The sequence below is a fragment of the Streptomyces sp. NPDC020731 genome (assembly GCF_044334705.1).
In the GTDB taxonomy this organism is placed as follows: domain Bacteria; phylum Actinomycetota; class Actinomycetes; order Streptomycetales; family Streptomycetaceae; genus Streptomyces.
Genome location: NZ_JBIRTN010000019.1, coordinates 175,375 through 190,848, shown reverse-complemented (window position 1 = coordinate 190,848; position 15,474 = coordinate 175,375). Strand labels below are relative to the sequence as shown.

The following is a 15,474-nucleotide window of genomic DNA, read 5'->3' as shown; positions in this document are numbered from 1 at the left end:
CGCCTCACAGCCGAGCCGGGCGGGGTCCGGTGCGTGCGGCCGCGAGGCGGAGGAGGGAGTCGACGCGGAGCGTCGAGGACCGACGACGACGCCGCGGAGGTGCGTGCCGGACCCCGCCCGGCTCGGCAAGATCCAAACGACATCTCCCAGGTCCCGTCGTCACATTCCCGCCGTCCGCCCGGAGAGCGGGCCCTGCGGCATCGGGTACGTGCCTCCGGCGTGCCCGGCCCTGGCCCTCGTACCGGTCGTGCCCGGGTCGGGGCCCGGTGCGGCGAGAAGGCGTGCACGGCGTCGCGGGGCGGGCGGGAATCCGACGACAGGGCCCAGGGCATCCCGCGGTCAGTGGTGGGCGTGGGCGACGGCGTGGCCCTTGCCGCGGCCGATCATCCACTTGTTCACCGGTGTGGTGACCGCGAACGCCACGGCGAAGCCGCCGATCAGCGCCGACCAGAACAGCCCGTCCGACAGCTGCGCGTCCATCGCGCCCGGTGTCAGGGCGATGATCGCGTTGTCGACCAGCTCCATCACCGCGATGGAGACCGTGTCGGCGGCCAGCGCCACCTTGACCGCGGCCCGCAAGGACAAGCCCGCGCGCACCACCGCGAAGAGCGTGAAGGAGTAGCCGAAGACGAAGGCGAGGACGATCGCGAGGATCATGGTCGGTACGTCGCCCCACAGCAGGGCCGTGCCGACGACCATGCCGAGGATCTCGCCGACGGCGCACCCGGTCAGGCAGTGGAGCGTCGCTTTCGCCGCCATCGCCCACGACGCGTGGCCGTGCCCGGTGTCGGTGTGACGTGTGCTGTGGTCCATGGCCTTCATCCCCGTTCGGCGTCCCGGGCGGCCGACGCCGGCCCACCGGGAGCAACATATACCCCTAGGGGGTATATTCCCAAGAATGCCGCGGCCGCGTGGACGGCCTCGTGCCCCGGCGGGCCGGAAGCGTCGCTCCGGACGGCGGGATCGCCGGCCGTCCGTCCGGGGCCCGCCGGAGAGCCGGGCTCAGTTGCCCACGCCGAGGTCGGCCATGAACACGGCCGGGTAGCGGTCGCCGCGTGCCGCGCCCCGCGGTACCGCCTTCTCGATCTCCGCGAGGTCGTCCGCGGTGAGGCCGAGGGCCGCCGCGGGCAGCGCCTCGGTCAGCCGCTCGCGGGTGCGGGGGCCGACCAGCGGCACGATGTCCTCGCCCTGTGCGGCGACCCAGGCGATGGCCAGCTGGGCGACGGTGCACCCCTTCGCCTCGGCGACCCGGCGCAGGGCCTCCACGAGGGCGAGGTTGTGTTCCACGTTACCGCCGGAGAACCGGGGACTGAGCGCCCGGTGGTCACCCGTGCCGGCGCCACGGCCGGCGGACCAGTGGCCGGAGATGAGGCCGCGGCCGAGGACGCCGTACGCGGTCAGTCCGACGCCGAGCTCCCGCAGCGTGGGCAGGACGTCCGCCTCGACCGCGCGTGAGATCAGCGAGTACTCGATCTGCAGGTCGGCGACGGGGTGCACGGCGTGCGCCCGGCGGATCGTCGCCGCGTCGACCTCCGAGAGGCCGAGATGCCGTACGTACCCGGCGTCGATCAGCTCCTTGATCGCGCCCACCGTCTCCTCGATCGGTACCGCCGGGTCCAGCCGCGCGGGACGGTAGATGTCGATGTGGTCGGTGCCCAGCCGGGTCAGCGAGTAGGCGAGGAAACTCTTCACCGCCTCGGGGCGGCCGTCGTACCCGCCCATGGTCGGAGTCGGGCCGCTCAGCATGCCGAACTTGACGCTCAGCCGGTAGCTGTCCCGGTCGCGTCCGCGCAGGGCCTCGGCGAGCAGCAGCTCGTTGTGGCCCATGCCGTAGAAGTCGCCCGTGTCGATCAGCGTGACGCCGGCCTCCAGCGCGGCGTGCACGGTGGCGATGCTCTCCGTGCGGTCGGCCGCGCCGTAGGCACCCGACATGCTCATCGCGCCCAGGCCCAGCGCGGAGACGGCCGGTCCCTTGCTTCCCAGAATGCGTGTCCGCATCGTGTTCTCCCTCGTGGTCGGTCCGTCACCCACCTTGCGCCGGTGCCGTGGCCACCGGGAGCGGAGCGTTCATCATGGGAGAGCCGCTCCCTGGATCGGCGGGTGCGCCGCGAGGGACCATGAGGTCATGCAACGTGAGGAACTCGCCGACTTCCTGCGCCGCCGCCGTGAGGCGATCCGCCCGGCCGACGTCGGCATCACCGACGGCCCCCGACGCCGTACCGCCGGTCTGCGCCGGGAGGAGGTCGCGATGCTGGCGGGCATGTCGGTGGACTACGTCGTACGCCTCGAACAGGGCCGCAGCAGCCAGCCGTCGACGCAGCTGCTCGTCGCGCTGGCCCGTGCGCTGCGCCTGTCCGACGACGAGCGCGACCACCTGTTCCATCTGGCCGGTCACCGGCCCCCGCCCGCCGACGGAGTGGCCCGGCTCGCCCGGGCGGGCCTGGTACGCATGCTCGACCTGCTCGGCGACACGCCGGCCCTGGTCCTGTCCGAGCTGGGGGAAGTGCTGGCGCAGAACCGGGCGTCCGTTCTGCTGATGCGCGATCTCACCGGTTTCTCCGGCGACCGCCGCTACATCGTCTATCGCTGGTTCACCGAACCGGCCGCGCGCGCCGTCGGCCCGGCCGAGGAAGAGGAGTACTACGCCCGTCAGCTCGTGGCCGATCTGCGCGCGGTCGCCGGGCGCCGGGCCGGCGACTCCACGGTCACCGGACTCGTCGAACGGTTGCGGGACGCGAGCGCGCACTTCTGCCGGCTCTGGGCGGAGCACGAGGTGGCGGTCCGGCGGGCCGACCGAAAAACGTTTCTGCATCCACGGGTGGGCCGCGTGCTGATGGACTGCGAGACCCTGGTCACCCCCGATCAGGGACAGCAACTGCTGGTGCTCACACCGGCGGACGCCGAGGCCCGCGAGCGGCTGGAGCTGCTGCGCGTGCTCGGCAGCGAGGAGTTCCCCACGAGCACGCCCCGCTGAAGCGGCCGGCACGCCGACCCGGCCCGGGACACGGAACAATACGGTTGAGGCCCGCCGTGAGCGCCGGAGAGGATGCTGCGCATGTTCTCGCGCAGAAACCGCCGGCCCACCTCCCCGGACCTGTCCGAGGCCTGGGAGTGTCTCGACACGGGCGACGTTCCCGGCGCGCTCCGCCGGCTGCGGCAGGCCGACTCCGCTCCCCTCGATCAGGTCGCCCTCGTCGTCGGGCGGGCCGCCCGGGCGGCCGGGTTCGACGACCTCCGTGAGGCGGCCGCGGCGCTGGCCGCGCGTCCCGGCCGGGCCCGCACGCTGTACGACTACGGGTACGCGTGCGTGGAACGCGGCGTGTCCTACCTGGCGGTCCCCGCCCTGCGCGAGGCGTTGCGGCTGGCCCCGGACTCCCTCGCGGTGCTGCGGGAACTGGTGTCGGCGTACGAGGACGAGGGCCGGCACCGCGACGCCGCCGACGCGCTGCTGGCGCACGCGGACGGCCTCGCCGACTGGCCCGACCGCCATCTGCTGGTCCTCAACGCCGTCCTGGCCGGTGACCTGGGGCTGGCCCGGCGTCAGCACGCACTGCTGCCCGCCCCCGACGACGCCATGTGGCTGGAGGCGCGGGACCGGCAGAACCGCGTCCTGGAGCGCGCCACGAGCGCCGGCGGGGCCGGCCCGCTGGACCACGCGGACCTGCGGGGCTGGCAGTACGTGATGGGCGGCACCGTACTCGGCACGCTGTCCCCGTACGGGTACGACGCCGGGATGACCGGCCGGTACGCCTGGATCCAGGACACCCACGGCCAGTGTCTGCTCGGCCTGCTGCGGCTGCGGTCGGTGCTCGCCGCCGCCGATGTACGACCGCGCTCGGTGTCGCTGCTGCCGGACCGCGGGAGCAGGATCCTGGGCCTGGCCGCCGCCGACGTGCTGGACCTGCCGGCCGAGCCCTACGAGGCCGGCCGGCGGGACACCGTCGTCGTCGCCCACGACCTCGGCGCGACCGCCGACGAGCAGGAGGGCCCGCGCGTACTGGAGCAGCTCCGGCACCGGACGCCGGGACAGGTGCTGCACGAGCACGCCTCCCGTTGGACCGACCCGCCGGCCGTCACGGCCGACAGTGTCACGCTGCTCCACCAGTCGGCCGTGGCCCCGTGGGCCGCCGGCCTCCGGCAGAGCGCCGACGGGGGCGTGGAGCCCGGGGAGCCGGACGAGCGGCCGGAGGCGGAGATCGCCGCGGAGATCGTGGGCGCCGACCCGACACCGGACGAGGGCGACGGGCAGACGCCCGCGGATCCGGTCGAACGGCTCACGGACTTCGTCTCGGCCGTCCGCGGCACATGGCTGCGAGGAGACCGGGACCGCCTCCGGTCCTCCGGCCCGGTGGGCAGTTCACGCTTCCGCTGACCGGGCCCGGTCCGGTCAGCGGGCCCGGTCGGTCGGCCGGATCAGGATCTCGTTGACGGCGGCGTGGCCGGGCTGGGTGACCGCGTACAGGACCGCGTTCGCGATGTCCTCGGGCCGCGGGCCTGGCGCCGCTACCTCGAACTCGCCTTCGACGGCCTGTTCGCCGTCGACGCCCGCACGCTGCCGCACCGGACGCCCACCGCCCGCACCTCACCGACCCCCGTCAGTCCGGCTGACCCGCGGGCGGCTCGTCACCGCCCCCGACATGGCGGAGGCAGGAGGTGACGACCACGAAGGGCCACAGGGACTGAAGGGCCGTCACCACGCGTTCGGCGACGCCGACCGCGCCCTGGCGGTGCAGCTCGAGGAGGAACCACGTGGCGCCGGTGACCATCAGGGCGGTCGCCGCGGCCGAGGCCGCCGGCCGCAGCGCCCATGGACCGGCACCGCCGTCGGTGGCCAGCAGCGGCCACAGGGCCAGAAACGCGAATCCGACCGCGGCCACCGAACCGTGGCGCAGGGACCCCCCACTGCTCGGCGTCGGCAGCAGCGCCACCACCAGCGCCGTCACTCCGCCACCGGCCAGCGCCACGCGTCCGGCCGTCGCCGCCGCCCGCAGCCCCCAGGCGGTGAGCAGGTGGCAGACGCCCAGCGCCAGCAGCGCGGCGGTCATCACCCAGGACCCCGCGGCTCCGTAGGCCGCCAGGACGCTGATCGTCTGGGTGGCGGGATCGTAGGCAGGGCCCTCCAGTGACGCCGCGATCATCCAGCCCGCGATCAGCAGGACAGGCGCACACCCCGACGAGAACAGGGCCCATCTGGGAACAAGTAACATCGAACCACCATAGAACGCTCCCAACCGTCCCTCAGCGGGCATACAGGGGATGAGGCGCGCCGGGCCGGCGCGTAAGGTGAGTGCCGTCGATCCGGATCACGCGGAGGGATCACCCATGGGTACGGTCACCACCCCCGACGGCACGACCATCTTCTACAAGGACTGGGGTCCGCGCGACGGGCAGCCGATCGTCTTCCACCACGGCTGGCCGCTCAGCGCCGACGACTGGGACAACCAGATGCTGTTCTTCCTGTCCCGGGGCTATCGCGTGATCGCTCACGACCGGCGTGGTCACGGACGCTCCAGTCAGACCTCGACCGGCCACGAGATGGACACCTACGCCGCGGACGTGGCGGCGCTGACCGGCGCCCTCGATCTCCGGGGGGCCGTACACGTCGGGCACTCGACCGGCGGCGGAGAGGTCGTGCGGTACGTCGCACGGGCCGAACCCGGCCGGGTCGCGAAGGCGGTGCTGGTCGGCGCGGTGCCCCCGGTCATGGTCAAGTCCGAGAGCAATCCCGGCGGTCTGCCGATCGACGTCTTCGACGGGTTCCGCGCGGCCCTGGCCGCCAACCGCGCGCAGTTCTTCATCGACGTGCCGTCGGGTCCGTTCTACGGGTTCAACCGGCCCGGCGCGGAGGTCTCCCAGGGGCTGATCGACAACTGGTGGCGGCAGGGCATGACAGGAGCGGCAAACGCCCACTACGAGTGCATCAAGGCGTTCTCGGAGACCGACTTCACCGAGGACCTCAAGCAGATCGACGTCCCGGTCCTCGTCGCGCACGGCACCGACGACCAGGTCGTTCCCTACGAGGACTCCGCGCCGTTGACGGTCGAGCTGCTGAAGCACGGCACCCTGAAGTCCTACGAGGGGTACCCCCACGGCATGCTGTCGACCCATCCGGATGTCCTCAACCGCGACATCCTGGAATTCGTCAAGTCCTAACGGGACCCGGTCACGCGGATGGCGCCGAAGGCGCACTCGCCCCGGCCGGTGTTCACGTCCCCGCCGGCACCGGCCGGCGCAGCAGATAGCCGGCCGCGGCCACGACGAGGGCTCCCATGCAGGCGATGAACACCAGCCCCGCGCCCTCCAGGCCCATCGGGCCGGTCAGCAGCCCCACACCGATGACCGGCACCGAGATGCCCAGGTACGCCACCACGAACAGCGTCGAGATCACCGCCGCGCGCCGGTCCGACGGGGACGCCTCGCTCACGGCGGACAGCGCCCCGCGGAACGCGAGCCCCTGACCGAACCCTCCGGTGAGCGCGCTCAGCACCACCAGCGTCAGCAGGTCCCAGTGCAACGCGCCCGCGAGCAGCGCCAGCCCGGCGAGGAGTCCGGCACACCCCAGCGGCAGTGACCGGCGCACGCCGACCTGGCCGGCGGCCAGCTGCCCGCCGGTCGAGGAGAAGAAGGCCAGCGCCACCACCAGCCCGCTCACTGCGTGATCGGTCACGTCCAGGGACTGCGCGAGGAAGGCCGGGCTGACGGAGGTGAACACGCCGAACAACGCGAAACCCACGAACGAGGCGGTCGCCGCCGGGCCGAACACCGGCCGCACCCGCGCCGGCACCCCCGGCCGCTGCGGCCGTACGGTGGTCAGCGGGCGGCGCTCCGCCACGGTCTCCGGAAGCCGCAGCAGGACGGCGGTGGAGCAGGCGACCAGGGCGAGGTGCACGGCGAACGGCAGATACAGCGGCCAGGGCGCGTACTCGGCGAGGACCCCGGCGAGCAGGGGGCCGCAGCCGAGGCCGCCCATGTTGACGGCGGTGGCGACGAAGGTGGCCCGGGAGGTTCCGCCGGGCGGCGCCGACTCCATGACGTAGGCCGTGGCGGCGCCGGTGAACAGTCCGGCGGAGAGCCCGGAGAGCAGCCGTCCGGCGTACAGCCAGCCCAGGCCCGTGGCGCACAGGAAGCAGACGGCGCTCGCGGCCGCGCAGCCCAGGCCCCACCGCAGCACCGGACGCCTGCCCACGGCGTCCGAGGCGTTGCCCGCCAGCAGCAGCACACCGATGACCGCGAAGGCGTACACGGCGTACACGACGGTGACCGTCAGCTCGGAGAAGCCGAACTTCTCCTGGTACAGGGGGTAGAGCGGGGTCGGCAGCGTGGTGCCGGTCATGCACACCGCGAACACCGCACCGCCGAGCAGACACACCCGCCATCCGCGGCGATCACCGGCCATGTCCCGACGCTAACGCCTCACCCGGCCGCGGTCCTCTTCCGGCACGCCACCGGGAATCACTGGCCGCCCAGGCCGGTCGTCGCCACCGACTTCACGATGTGCCGCTGGAAGAAGACGAACACCAGCACCAGAGGCAGCGCGGCCAGCACCGAGGACGCCATCGTCTGCGCGTAGTTGACGCCGTAGGCGTCCTTCACGGCGGTGATGCCGACCGGCAGGGTCATCAGCGCCGGATCGGACGTGGACACGAACGGCCACATGAAGTTGTTCCACGCGCCGATGAACACGAAGATCGACACCGCGGCGAGCATGGGGCGGGACAGCGGCAGCATCACCGACCAGAAGACGCGTGCGTGACCGGCGCCGTCGATGCGGGCGGCTTCCTCCAGCTCGCGCGGGATGGTGTCGAAGTGCTTCTTCAGGATGAAGACCATCACCGGCGCCACCGTCTGGGGCAGGATCACCGCCGCGTAGGTGTCCACGAGGTCCAGGGTGAGCATCTGCTGGAACCAGGGGACGATCAGCAGCTGCGGCGGTACGAGGATCGACGCCATGGTGACGGTGAACAGCCACCGGCGGCCGCGGAAGACCGTGCGGGAGAAGGCGTAGCCGGCCATCGCGGACACGGCCACGGTGATGACGGTGACGGCCGCGGCGATGAAGAAGCTGTTCAGCATCCACAGCGGCAGGTCGCCGCGCTCGATCACGGTGCGGAAGGCGTCCAGGGTGAAGCCGCCCTGCGGCCAGATCCAGTGGACCGGGTCGCTGGCGTCCTGCTCGGACTTGAACGCCGTGAGCACCGCCCAGGCCATCGGCAGCAGCCAGAGCAGCGCCATCACCGCGAGGGCCGCCAGGGCCAGGGCGCGGGACAGCCGGCTCGCGCCGAGGGTGAGGTTGGGTCCGCGCTGCGGGGCCGGCCGGTTCCGATGGGCCCGGCGCGCGGCGGGGAGCGGGGAGACCGTGCGGCGCGCGGGCCGTGTCGGTACGTCGATGGAGGTCATGTCACTTCTCCCTGCGGCGAAGGGCGACGAACTGCACGGCGGAGGCGAGGACGATGAGGGCGAAGAAGACGTAGCTGACGGCGGAGGCGTAGCCGAGGCGGTAGCCGGTGAAACCCATGTCGTAGAGGTACTCGACGACGGGGCGGGTGGAGCCGTTGGGCCCGCCCTTGGTGAGCAGGTACACCTGGTCGAAGACCTTCAGCGAGGCGAGTACCTGCAGCACCGTGACCACGCCGATGATGCGCCGCAGTTGCGGGAGCGTCACGTGCCACAGCCGCCGCCAGGCGCCCGCTCCGTCCAGGGCCGCCGCCTCGTACAGGTGGTCGGGCACGGCTTGCAGCGCCGCGAGGAACAGCAGGAAGTTGAAGCCGACGGTCCACCACAGGGTGGCGATCACGATGGCGTACAGGGCGACGGACTCGTCGCTGAGCCAGGCGTAGCCGTCCAGCCCGACCGCCTGCAGCAGGTGGTTGTAGAGGCCGAGGTCCGGCTGGTACAGCCAGAGCCACAGCAGGCCGATCACACCGACCGGCAGCAGGTAGGGGGCGAAGAACGCGAGCCGCCACACCCACTGCCCGGGCAGTCCGGTGTACACCAGCAGGGCCATGGCGAGGGCGACGGCCACCAGGGGCACGGTGGAGACGACGGTGAACCACACGGTGTGCCACATCGAGCGCCACATCTCGGCGTCGCCGAGGGCCTCCGTGTAGTTGTCCAGCCCGATGAAGGACGGGTCGTGGGCGGAGAGCGAGGTGTCGGTGAGGCTCATCCAGACGCCCTGGGCCAGCGGCCAGAGCATGAAGAAGGCGAACAGGACGAGGAACGGCAGGGCGAAGAGCAGCCCCGGCGGGAGGACGCGGCGCAGTCTCGCGGCGCGTCCGGTGGCGGTCCGGTCGGCGCGCGGCCGGCCGGGGGAAGCGAGTGGGGTGGACATCTGCTGCCTCCTTCGCGGCGGCTCAGGCCGGACTGGGCTGGGACAGGGCGGTGTTGATCCGCTCGATCATGGCGCGGGCCGCCCGGTCGGGCGCCAGGCCGTCGAGCATCGACTGCTGGAGCACCTGCGACATGGAGTTCTGGAAGTCGGAACCGGCTCCCGCGAACCAGACGGCGGGGTCGAGCACCACATGGTCGGCCGCCACCGCGTACCGGGCCTGCGGCTCCAGTCGCGCGTAGGCCCCGGTACGGGTCACCGGCTGGTACGCCGGGATGTGACCGGCCTTCGCCCAGGTCTGGCCGGCCTTGAGGATCGCGGCCACCGCCCGGTGGGTGCGCCTGCGGTGTGCCTCGTCGGGGTCGGGGCGGCGCGGCAGCACGAAGGAGTGGGAGTCGGCGTAGACCGCGGGGGTGCCGAACACCGTGGGGAAGGGCGCCGCACCGATCTCCGGGTCGGCGGCCCGGAAGGTGCCGAGCTCCCATTCGCCGGAGAGGATCATCGCGCTCCGGCCGTTGGTGAAGTCGGCGAGGGCCGCCGGGTAGTCGAGGCGGCGCGGGTTGGCGCGTCCGTCGACCAGTTTCTGCATGAAGGCGATGACCTCGGTCATCGCGTCGAGGTCGGCGGTGACCGTGCCGCCCACGGGCAGGTCGAAGTCGTTCCCGGTCTGCCGGTAGAGCCCGTAGAACAGCCGCCAGCCCTGCGCCGTGTCGTTGACGTAGCCGAAGGAGATCCCCTGTTTCCCGGAGGCCTTGGCGAGTTCCCGGCCGGCTTCGAGGAACCGCTCGGGTGTGGAGAAGGCGTCCTGGTCGAGGCTGCCGTCGCCGGTCAGCAGTCCGGCCTTGCGGACGGGGTCCGGGTGGAAGAAGACGATGAACGGGTGGGTGTCCAGCGGTACGGCGAACGTCCGGTCCTCGTACTGGGTGCGGCCCCACACCGCTTCGGCGAAGTCCTGCTCACGGACGCCGAATTCGGCCAGCAGGCCGGTGTCCCAGGGGTCGAGCAGTCCGAGCGGCGCGTAGCCCGCCAGGCGCGACATGTGGGAGATGGCGACGTCCGGGCCGCGCCCGCCGGCCGAGGCCATGGCGAGCTTGGTGTAGTAGGGCGTGCCCCATTCCAGTACGGTCCGCTCGACGCGGGTGCCGGACATGTCGGGTCGTGCGATGTCGATCAGTTCGTCGAGCAGTGCGCCGTCGGCGCCGCTGAAGAGGTCCCACATGCGCACGGTGCGCGGGTCCGACGAGGCCGCGGCGGAACCGCAGCCGGCGAGGGCTCCGCCGCCGAGGAGTACGGCGGCGGAGGCCAACGAGGCACGGAGCAGGCCGCGTCGGGACGGCGCGGCGCGGGTGCCTTCCGGCCCGGCGGAGGCGGCCCGTGGGCCAGGCAGGTCGACCATGGCACTACCTTTCTCTACATCGATGTACATCGCCGCCGGACGCTGCGGACGGCATGCCGTGGGGAGGGTGCCCGGTTCCGGTCGTCCACCGGGCGGCCGGGTGCGGTGCTGTCAGCCGGCGGACTCGCAGGCGGCCGTGCGCTGCTGGACGCGGCGCAGTACGGCGGTGTCGAACTTCTCGCCGCGGTCGAAGCCGTAGAGGCCGTTGCGCTCCTGGAAGACGTCGGTGAGCTGCGTGTAGCAGTAGCCGAACATGTCCGGGTCGTCGAGCAGGACGTCCACCAGCCCGGTGAAGCGGGCCAGGAACTCCTCGGTGCTGCGCGGCCGTTCACCGTAGCCCCAGGAGGCTTCCCGCTCGTCGCCGGCCGCGGTCGCGGCGACGGCCGCGTCCCACCAGATGCCGCCGAACTCGCTGCAGAAGTAGGGCTGTCCGCGATAGGGCACGGACCAGTCGCGGCCGTCGGGGGCGGTGTTGACGTACGGGCGGTCCTCGGCGAGTCCGGCCATGGTCTCGGCGAAGGCCCGCGGCTCCTGCTCGTAGCAGTGCGAGTCGTAGACGTCGGTCTCCGCCACACGGTGGGCGTAGCCGGAGGCGTCGATCACCGGGCGGCTGGGGTCGGCCTGCTTGGTGGCCAGGAACATCGCCCGGGTCACGTCGTCGAGCGGGGTGATCCGGTCGTGCAGGTTCTGGTACGTCTCGTTCAGCGGGCACCAGCCGATGACCGACGGGTGGGAGTGGTCGCGTTCCAGGGCTTCCAGCCACTGGGCGACGTAACTGGCGTCGGGGCGCTGGTTGTCGTCGCGGACTCCGGTCTCGCAGCCCCAGTCGCCGAACTCGCCCCACACCAGGTAGCCGAGGCGGTCGGCGTGGTAAAGGTAGCGCTCCTCGAACACCTTCTGGTGCAGCCGGGCCCCGTTGAAGCCGGCCCGCAGGCCCAGCTCGATGTCGCGCACGAGGTCGGCGTCGGTGGGGGCGGTCATCAGGCCGTCCGGGTAGTACCCCTGGTCGAGCACCAACCGCTGGAACACCGGCTCACCGTTGATCAGCACCCGCTTGCCGTGGAGGGCGACCGACCGCAGTCCCGCGTACGACGTCGCCTCGTCGACGACCCCGCCCGCCGCGTCGAGGAGCTGGAAGCGCAGGTCGTACAGGTGGGGGTCGGCCGGCGACCAGGTGCGCAGCCGGTCCTCGGGCACGGTCAGCACCAGCCGGGGGCACAGGTCGAGGTCGGCGCGGGCGGAGGCGGACACGACCTCGCCGCGCTCGTCCGTGAGGACCGCCCGCACCCGGTGGCCCGGCAGGTTGCCGGTGACCGGGAGGTCGATGTGGAAGGAGCCCGAGCCCAGGTCGGGAGTGATCCGCGGGCGCTTGAGGCGGGCCGTGGCCGGCACCGGTTCGAGCCACACCGTCTGCCAGATCCCGGTGGTCCGGGTGTAGTGGCAGTGGGTGTTGGCGTACCAGGTGGCCTGCTTCCCGCGGGCCTGCGGGCCGTGCCGGGTGTCACGGGCGCGGACCACGATCACGGCCTCCTCGCCGGGCGCGGCCGCCCCGCGCAGTTCCGCGGTGAACGGGGTGAAGCCGCCGCGGTGACGGGCCACCTCGGTGCCGTTGACCCAGACGGTGGCGTCGTGGTCCACCGCCCCGAAGTGCAGCAGTACGTCGGAACCGGACCACTCGGCCGGGACGGTCACCGTGCGCCGGTACCAGACGGCCTCCATGAAGTCCGTGTCGCCGATTCCCGACAGTTCGGACTCGGGGCAGAAGGGCACGAGGATCTCGCCCGCGAGGTCGCGGTCGCGCAGTCCGCGCTCCAGTCCGCTGTCCCCGCGGTCCGTCTCGAACTGCCAGCGGCCGTTGAGGTTCAGCCACGCCTCGCGGACGAACTGGGGGCGGGGGTACTCCGGACGCGGGACGTCCAGGGGCAGGGGCGTGCTCATGCTGCTCCTCATCAGTGCAGGTGCGCTGTGTACGGGGTCATGCGACCACACGATTACATCGATGTAAATGGCGGCGGCGGAAAGTTTTCGACGCGGCGATTCACACCGCCCGCGGCCTGGCCCGCCGGAGCTGCCGTTACGATCCCGACAGGCAGCAGGAGGGATGAGAAGGGAAGCATGGGCAGGCCCAGGATCAAGGACGTCGCGGAGTACGCCGGCGTCTCGGCGAAGACGGTGTCGAACGTCCTCAACGACTACGAGCACGTCTCCGAGCAGACCCGGGCCGCGGTGCGGGAGGCCATCGACGCTCTCGGCTACCGGGTCAACATCGCCGGACGGCAACTGCGCCGGGGCCGTACGGGCATGATCGCGCTGGCCGTGCCGGACCTGGACGTCGCCTATTTCGCCGAGCTGGCCCGGCATGTCATGGCGGAGACCGAACGCCGGGGCAGCACCACGCTGCTGGTCGAGACCGGCGGACGGCACGAGAAGGAGCTGGCCGCGGTGCGCGGGTTCGACGCCCAGTTCACCGACGGCGTCATCCTCTCGCCGCTCGCCCTGCTCCCCCGCGACCTGGCCGACCGCGACATCCGGCTGCCGCTGGTGCTGCTGGGTGAGTGCAACCTGCCCGGCAGCGCCGACCATGTGGCGATCGACAACGTGACGGCGGCGCGCGAGGCGACCGAGCACCTGCTGGCGCGGGGCCGCCGCCGCATCGCGGTGATCGGCGGTGATCTGCACGGGTCGCGGAACACCAGCCGGCTGCGCACGGTCGGCCACCAGGAGGCCCTGGCCGCGGCCGGGGTGGCGCTGCCGGACGAACTGATCCTTCCCGTACCCGCGTTCCGCTGGGCCGACGGGGCCGCCGCCGCCCGTGCCCTCATGCGGCTGCCGGAGCGGCCGGACGCGATGCTCTGCCTCAACGACCACTTGGCGCTCGGAGCCGTGCGAGCCCTCCACGAGGACGGCTGGTCGGTGCCCAAGGACCTCGACGTGGTCGGGTTCGACGACATCGAGGCCACCCGGTTCAGCATCCCCACCGTCACCACCGTCGCCCCGGACAAACGTGGCATCGCGCGGCGGGCGGTGGAGCTGCTGCTGGACCGTATCGACGCGGGCGGACCGGGCACACCGGCGGTCGACGAGACGGCGGGGCACCGGCTGATCGTGCGGGAGAGCTCGGGAGGATGAGGGCCGGGCCGCTCGGGCCATGGGTGCCGCCGTGTCCGCGGACCGCGACGGTGGACGACGGCCGGCCCGCGGGACGACACTTCCGGTGACGGCGCCCGCCGGTCCGACGAGGCCCGCGGGGCCGTTCTCGACACGTCCCTGTTCACGCCTTGTCAGTGTCACGGAACGGCATGTATAACGTTGTAAAACTTGAGCCCAGCGGCTCGGCGCACGACTCATGGTGACGGCACGCATCCGCACCGGCCAACCGAGTCGGGCCGCTCACGAAGGGATTGCCGTGCGGGTCAGCCTCAAGGACGTCGCCGCGCACGCGGGGGTCTCCATCAAGACCGTCTCCAACGTGGTGAACAACTACCAGCACGTCACCCCGGCCATGCGCGAGCGTGTCCAACGGTCCATCGACACGCTCGGCTACCAGCCCAACCTCGCGGCCAGGCACCTGAGGAAAGGGCGTACGGGCATCATCGCGCTCGCCCTGCCCGAGCTCGGGAACCCCTACTTCGCCGAACTGGCCGCCTCCGTCATCGACGCCGCGTCCGAGCACGACTACATCGTGCTGCTCGACCACACCGGGGGCCTGCGCGAGCAGGAGCTGCTGGTGAGCCAGGGCTTCCGGGCCCGGGTCATCGACGGACTCATCCTCAGCCCCATCGAGCTGGAGACCGAGGACCTGCGCGACCGCGCCCAGGACGTGCCGCTGGTCCTGCTCGGCGAGCGGGACTACGACCTGCCGTACGACCACATCGCCATCGACAACGTGGCCGCGGCCCGCGCCGCCGTCCGGCACCTGATCGGTCTGGGGCGCCGGGAGGTGGCGTTCATCGGGGCCCGGCGCGGACGCAGCGAGCCCGCACAACTGCGCGTGCGCGGCTGGCGCGAGGAACTGACCGCCGCGGGGCTGTCGGCCGACGAGGGGCTCGTCGCCGCCACCGACGGCTGGGGACACGCCGACGGGGCGCTGGCCATGAACCACATCCTGGACAGCGGACGGCGGCCCGACGCGGTGTTCGCCTACAACGACCCGATGGCGATCGGTGCGATGCGGGTGCTGCACGAGCGGGGGCTGCGGGTACCTGAGGACATCGCCGTCGTCGGCTTCGACGACGTGATCGAGGGACGCTTCGGGGCGGTGACGCTCACGTCCGTGTCGCCGGACAAGGCCGCCATCGGCCGGCTGGCGGTGGAGTCGGTGCTCGCCCGCCTCAACGACCGGGCGCCGGAACCACGCCGGATCTGGGCGGACTACCAACTCGCCGAGCGGGAGAGCACGCTGGGGCGGCCCGCGGCGGGCAAGGCGACGGACGCCTGAGACGCCGGCGGCGCCCGTCCGGTCGGGTCACGGGGCACCCCGGGAACGTCCTCGGCTTCGAACCCGTGCCCGGGGCCGCGTCGCGTAAGCCCTCGCGCCGGCGGCGCTTGCGACCCGCCTGCGGCGATGTGGGTCGCGACGGCCGACACGCCGATGCCCTTGCGCGGGGCGCACCGGACACGCCGGCCGGCGGCCGGGGGCGCGTCGCGGCGCCCGGAGGGCGACACGCCTGCGGAGCTGGCCGGCCTTGCGTGTCCCCGAGCGGCCGACACGCCGCGGCGTGCCCGGTCCGGCGCCTGTCGGGTGTTCTCG

14 protein-coding genes are annotated in these 15,474 nt (G+C 72.5%); 5 read left to right on the top strand and 9 right to left on the bottom strand.

The genetic code is table 11. From position 1 onward, the window contains the following. Nucleotides 1-339 precede the first annotated feature (339 nt). On the bottom strand, nucleotides 340-822 hold the full coding sequence (locus ACH4VX_RS27545; RefSeq protein ID WP_398371000.1) for a DUF4396 domain-containing protein: 483 nt from the start codon (nucleotides 820-822) through the stop codon (nucleotides 340-342). Nucleotides 823-1,002: 180 nt separating this feature from the next. Continuing rightward, entirely contained in the window at nucleotides 1,003-1,998 is a 996-nt protein-coding gene (locus tag ACH4VX_RS27540; protein WP_398370998.1) for an aldo/keto reductase, read from the bottom strand. Nucleotides 1,999-2,125: 127 nt separating this feature from the next. On the opposite strand from ACH4VX_RS27540, the gene ACH4VX_RS27535 reads away from it, so the two are divergent. Together ACH4VX_RS27535 and ACH4VX_RS27530 are read left to right on the top strand one after the other, a co-directional pair. Further along, nucleotides 2,126-2,974 carry a helix-turn-helix transcriptional regulator gene (locus ACH4VX_RS27535; RefSeq protein ID WP_398370996.1) on the top strand — a complete coding sequence of 283 codons (849 nt, stop codon included), beginning with the start codon at nucleotides 2,126-2,128 and terminating at the stop codon, nucleotides 2,972-2,974. An 81-nt stretch (nucleotides 2,975-3,055) separates the two neighbouring features. After that, nucleotides 3,056-4,372, top strand: a complete 1,317-nt coding sequence (locus ACH4VX_RS27530; RefSeq protein WP_398370994.1) for a hypothetical protein — start codon at nucleotides 3,056-3,058, stop codon at nucleotides 4,370-4,372. Nucleotides 4,373-4,387: 15 nt separating this feature from the next. On the opposite strand, the gene ACH4VX_RS27525 is transcribed toward ACH4VX_RS27530, so the two are convergent. Both ACH4VX_RS27525 and ACH4VX_RS27520 read right to left on the bottom strand, forming a co-directional pair. Continuing rightward, nucleotides 4,388-4,561 carry a hypothetical protein gene (locus tag ACH4VX_RS27525; protein ID WP_398370992.1) on the bottom strand — a complete coding sequence of 58 codons (174 nt, stop codon included), beginning with the start codon at nucleotides 4,559-4,561 and terminating at the stop codon, nucleotides 4,388-4,390. 34 nt (nucleotides 4,562-4,595) lie between these two features. After that, complete coding sequence (locus tag ACH4VX_RS27520) at nucleotides 4,596-5,207, bottom strand: DUF998 domain-containing protein (RefSeq protein WP_398370991.1); 612 nt, start codon at nucleotides 5,205-5,207, stop codon at nucleotides 4,596-4,598. 115 nt (nucleotides 5,208-5,322) lie between these two features. Here ACH4VX_RS27520 and ACH4VX_RS27515 point away from each other — a divergent pair, with 115 nt between their 5' ends. Continuing rightward, a complete protein-coding gene (locus ACH4VX_RS27515) occupies nucleotides 5,323-6,153 on the top strand; it encodes an alpha/beta fold hydrolase (RefSeq protein ID WP_398370989.1) in 831 nt (276 codons plus the stop codon). 52 nt (nucleotides 6,154-6,205) lie between these two features. On the opposite strand, the gene ACH4VX_RS27510 is transcribed toward ACH4VX_RS27515, so the two are convergent. The 5 genes from ACH4VX_RS27510 to ACH4VX_RS27490 form a co-directional block, all read right to left on the bottom strand. Beyond that, complete coding sequence (locus ACH4VX_RS27510) at nucleotides 6,206-7,396, bottom strand: MFS transporter (protein WP_398370987.1); 1,191 nt, start codon at nucleotides 7,394-7,396, stop codon at nucleotides 6,206-6,208. A 56-nt stretch (nucleotides 7,397-7,452) separates the two neighbouring features. Then, nucleotides 7,453-8,397, bottom strand: a complete 945-nt coding sequence (locus ACH4VX_RS27505; RefSeq protein WP_398370985.1) for a carbohydrate ABC transporter permease — start codon at nucleotides 8,395-8,397, stop codon at nucleotides 7,453-7,455. Nucleotide 8,398: 1 nt separating this feature from the next. Next, the gene (locus tag ACH4VX_RS27500) at nucleotides 8,399-9,331 is read right to left on the bottom strand and encodes a carbohydrate ABC transporter permease (protein WP_398370983.1); all 933 of its coding nucleotides are present in this window, start codon (nucleotides 9,329-9,331) and stop codon (nucleotides 8,399-8,401) included. A gap of 22 nt (nucleotides 9,332-9,353) precedes the next feature. Beyond that, on the bottom strand, nucleotides 9,354-10,724 hold the full coding sequence (locus ACH4VX_RS27495; protein ID WP_398370981.1) for an extracellular solute-binding protein: 1,371 nt from the start codon (nucleotides 10,722-10,724) through the stop codon (nucleotides 9,354-9,356). A 111-nt stretch (nucleotides 10,725-10,835) separates the two neighbouring features. Continuing rightward, nucleotides 10,836-12,662, bottom strand: coding sequence for a glycoside hydrolase family 2 protein (locus ACH4VX_RS27490; RefSeq protein ID WP_398370980.1), 1,827 nt, complete (start codon nucleotides 12,660-12,662; stop codon nucleotides 10,836-10,838). Nucleotides 12,663-12,839: 177 nt separating this feature from the next. On the opposite strand from ACH4VX_RS27490, the gene ACH4VX_RS27485 reads away from it, so the two are divergent. Further along, nucleotides 12,840-13,853: a LacI family DNA-binding transcriptional regulator gene (locus ACH4VX_RS27485; RefSeq protein WP_398370978.1), complete on the top strand. Its 1,014-nt coding sequence runs from the start codon at nucleotides 12,840-12,842 to the stop codon at nucleotides 13,851-13,853. Nucleotides 13,854-14,130: 277 nt separating this feature from the next. After that, nucleotides 14,131-15,162, top strand: a complete 1,032-nt coding sequence (locus ACH4VX_RS27480) for a LacI family DNA-binding transcriptional regulator (protein WP_398370976.1) — start codon at nucleotides 14,131-14,133, stop codon at nucleotides 15,160-15,162. The last annotated feature ends 312 nt before the right edge of the window (nucleotides 15,163-15,474 follow it).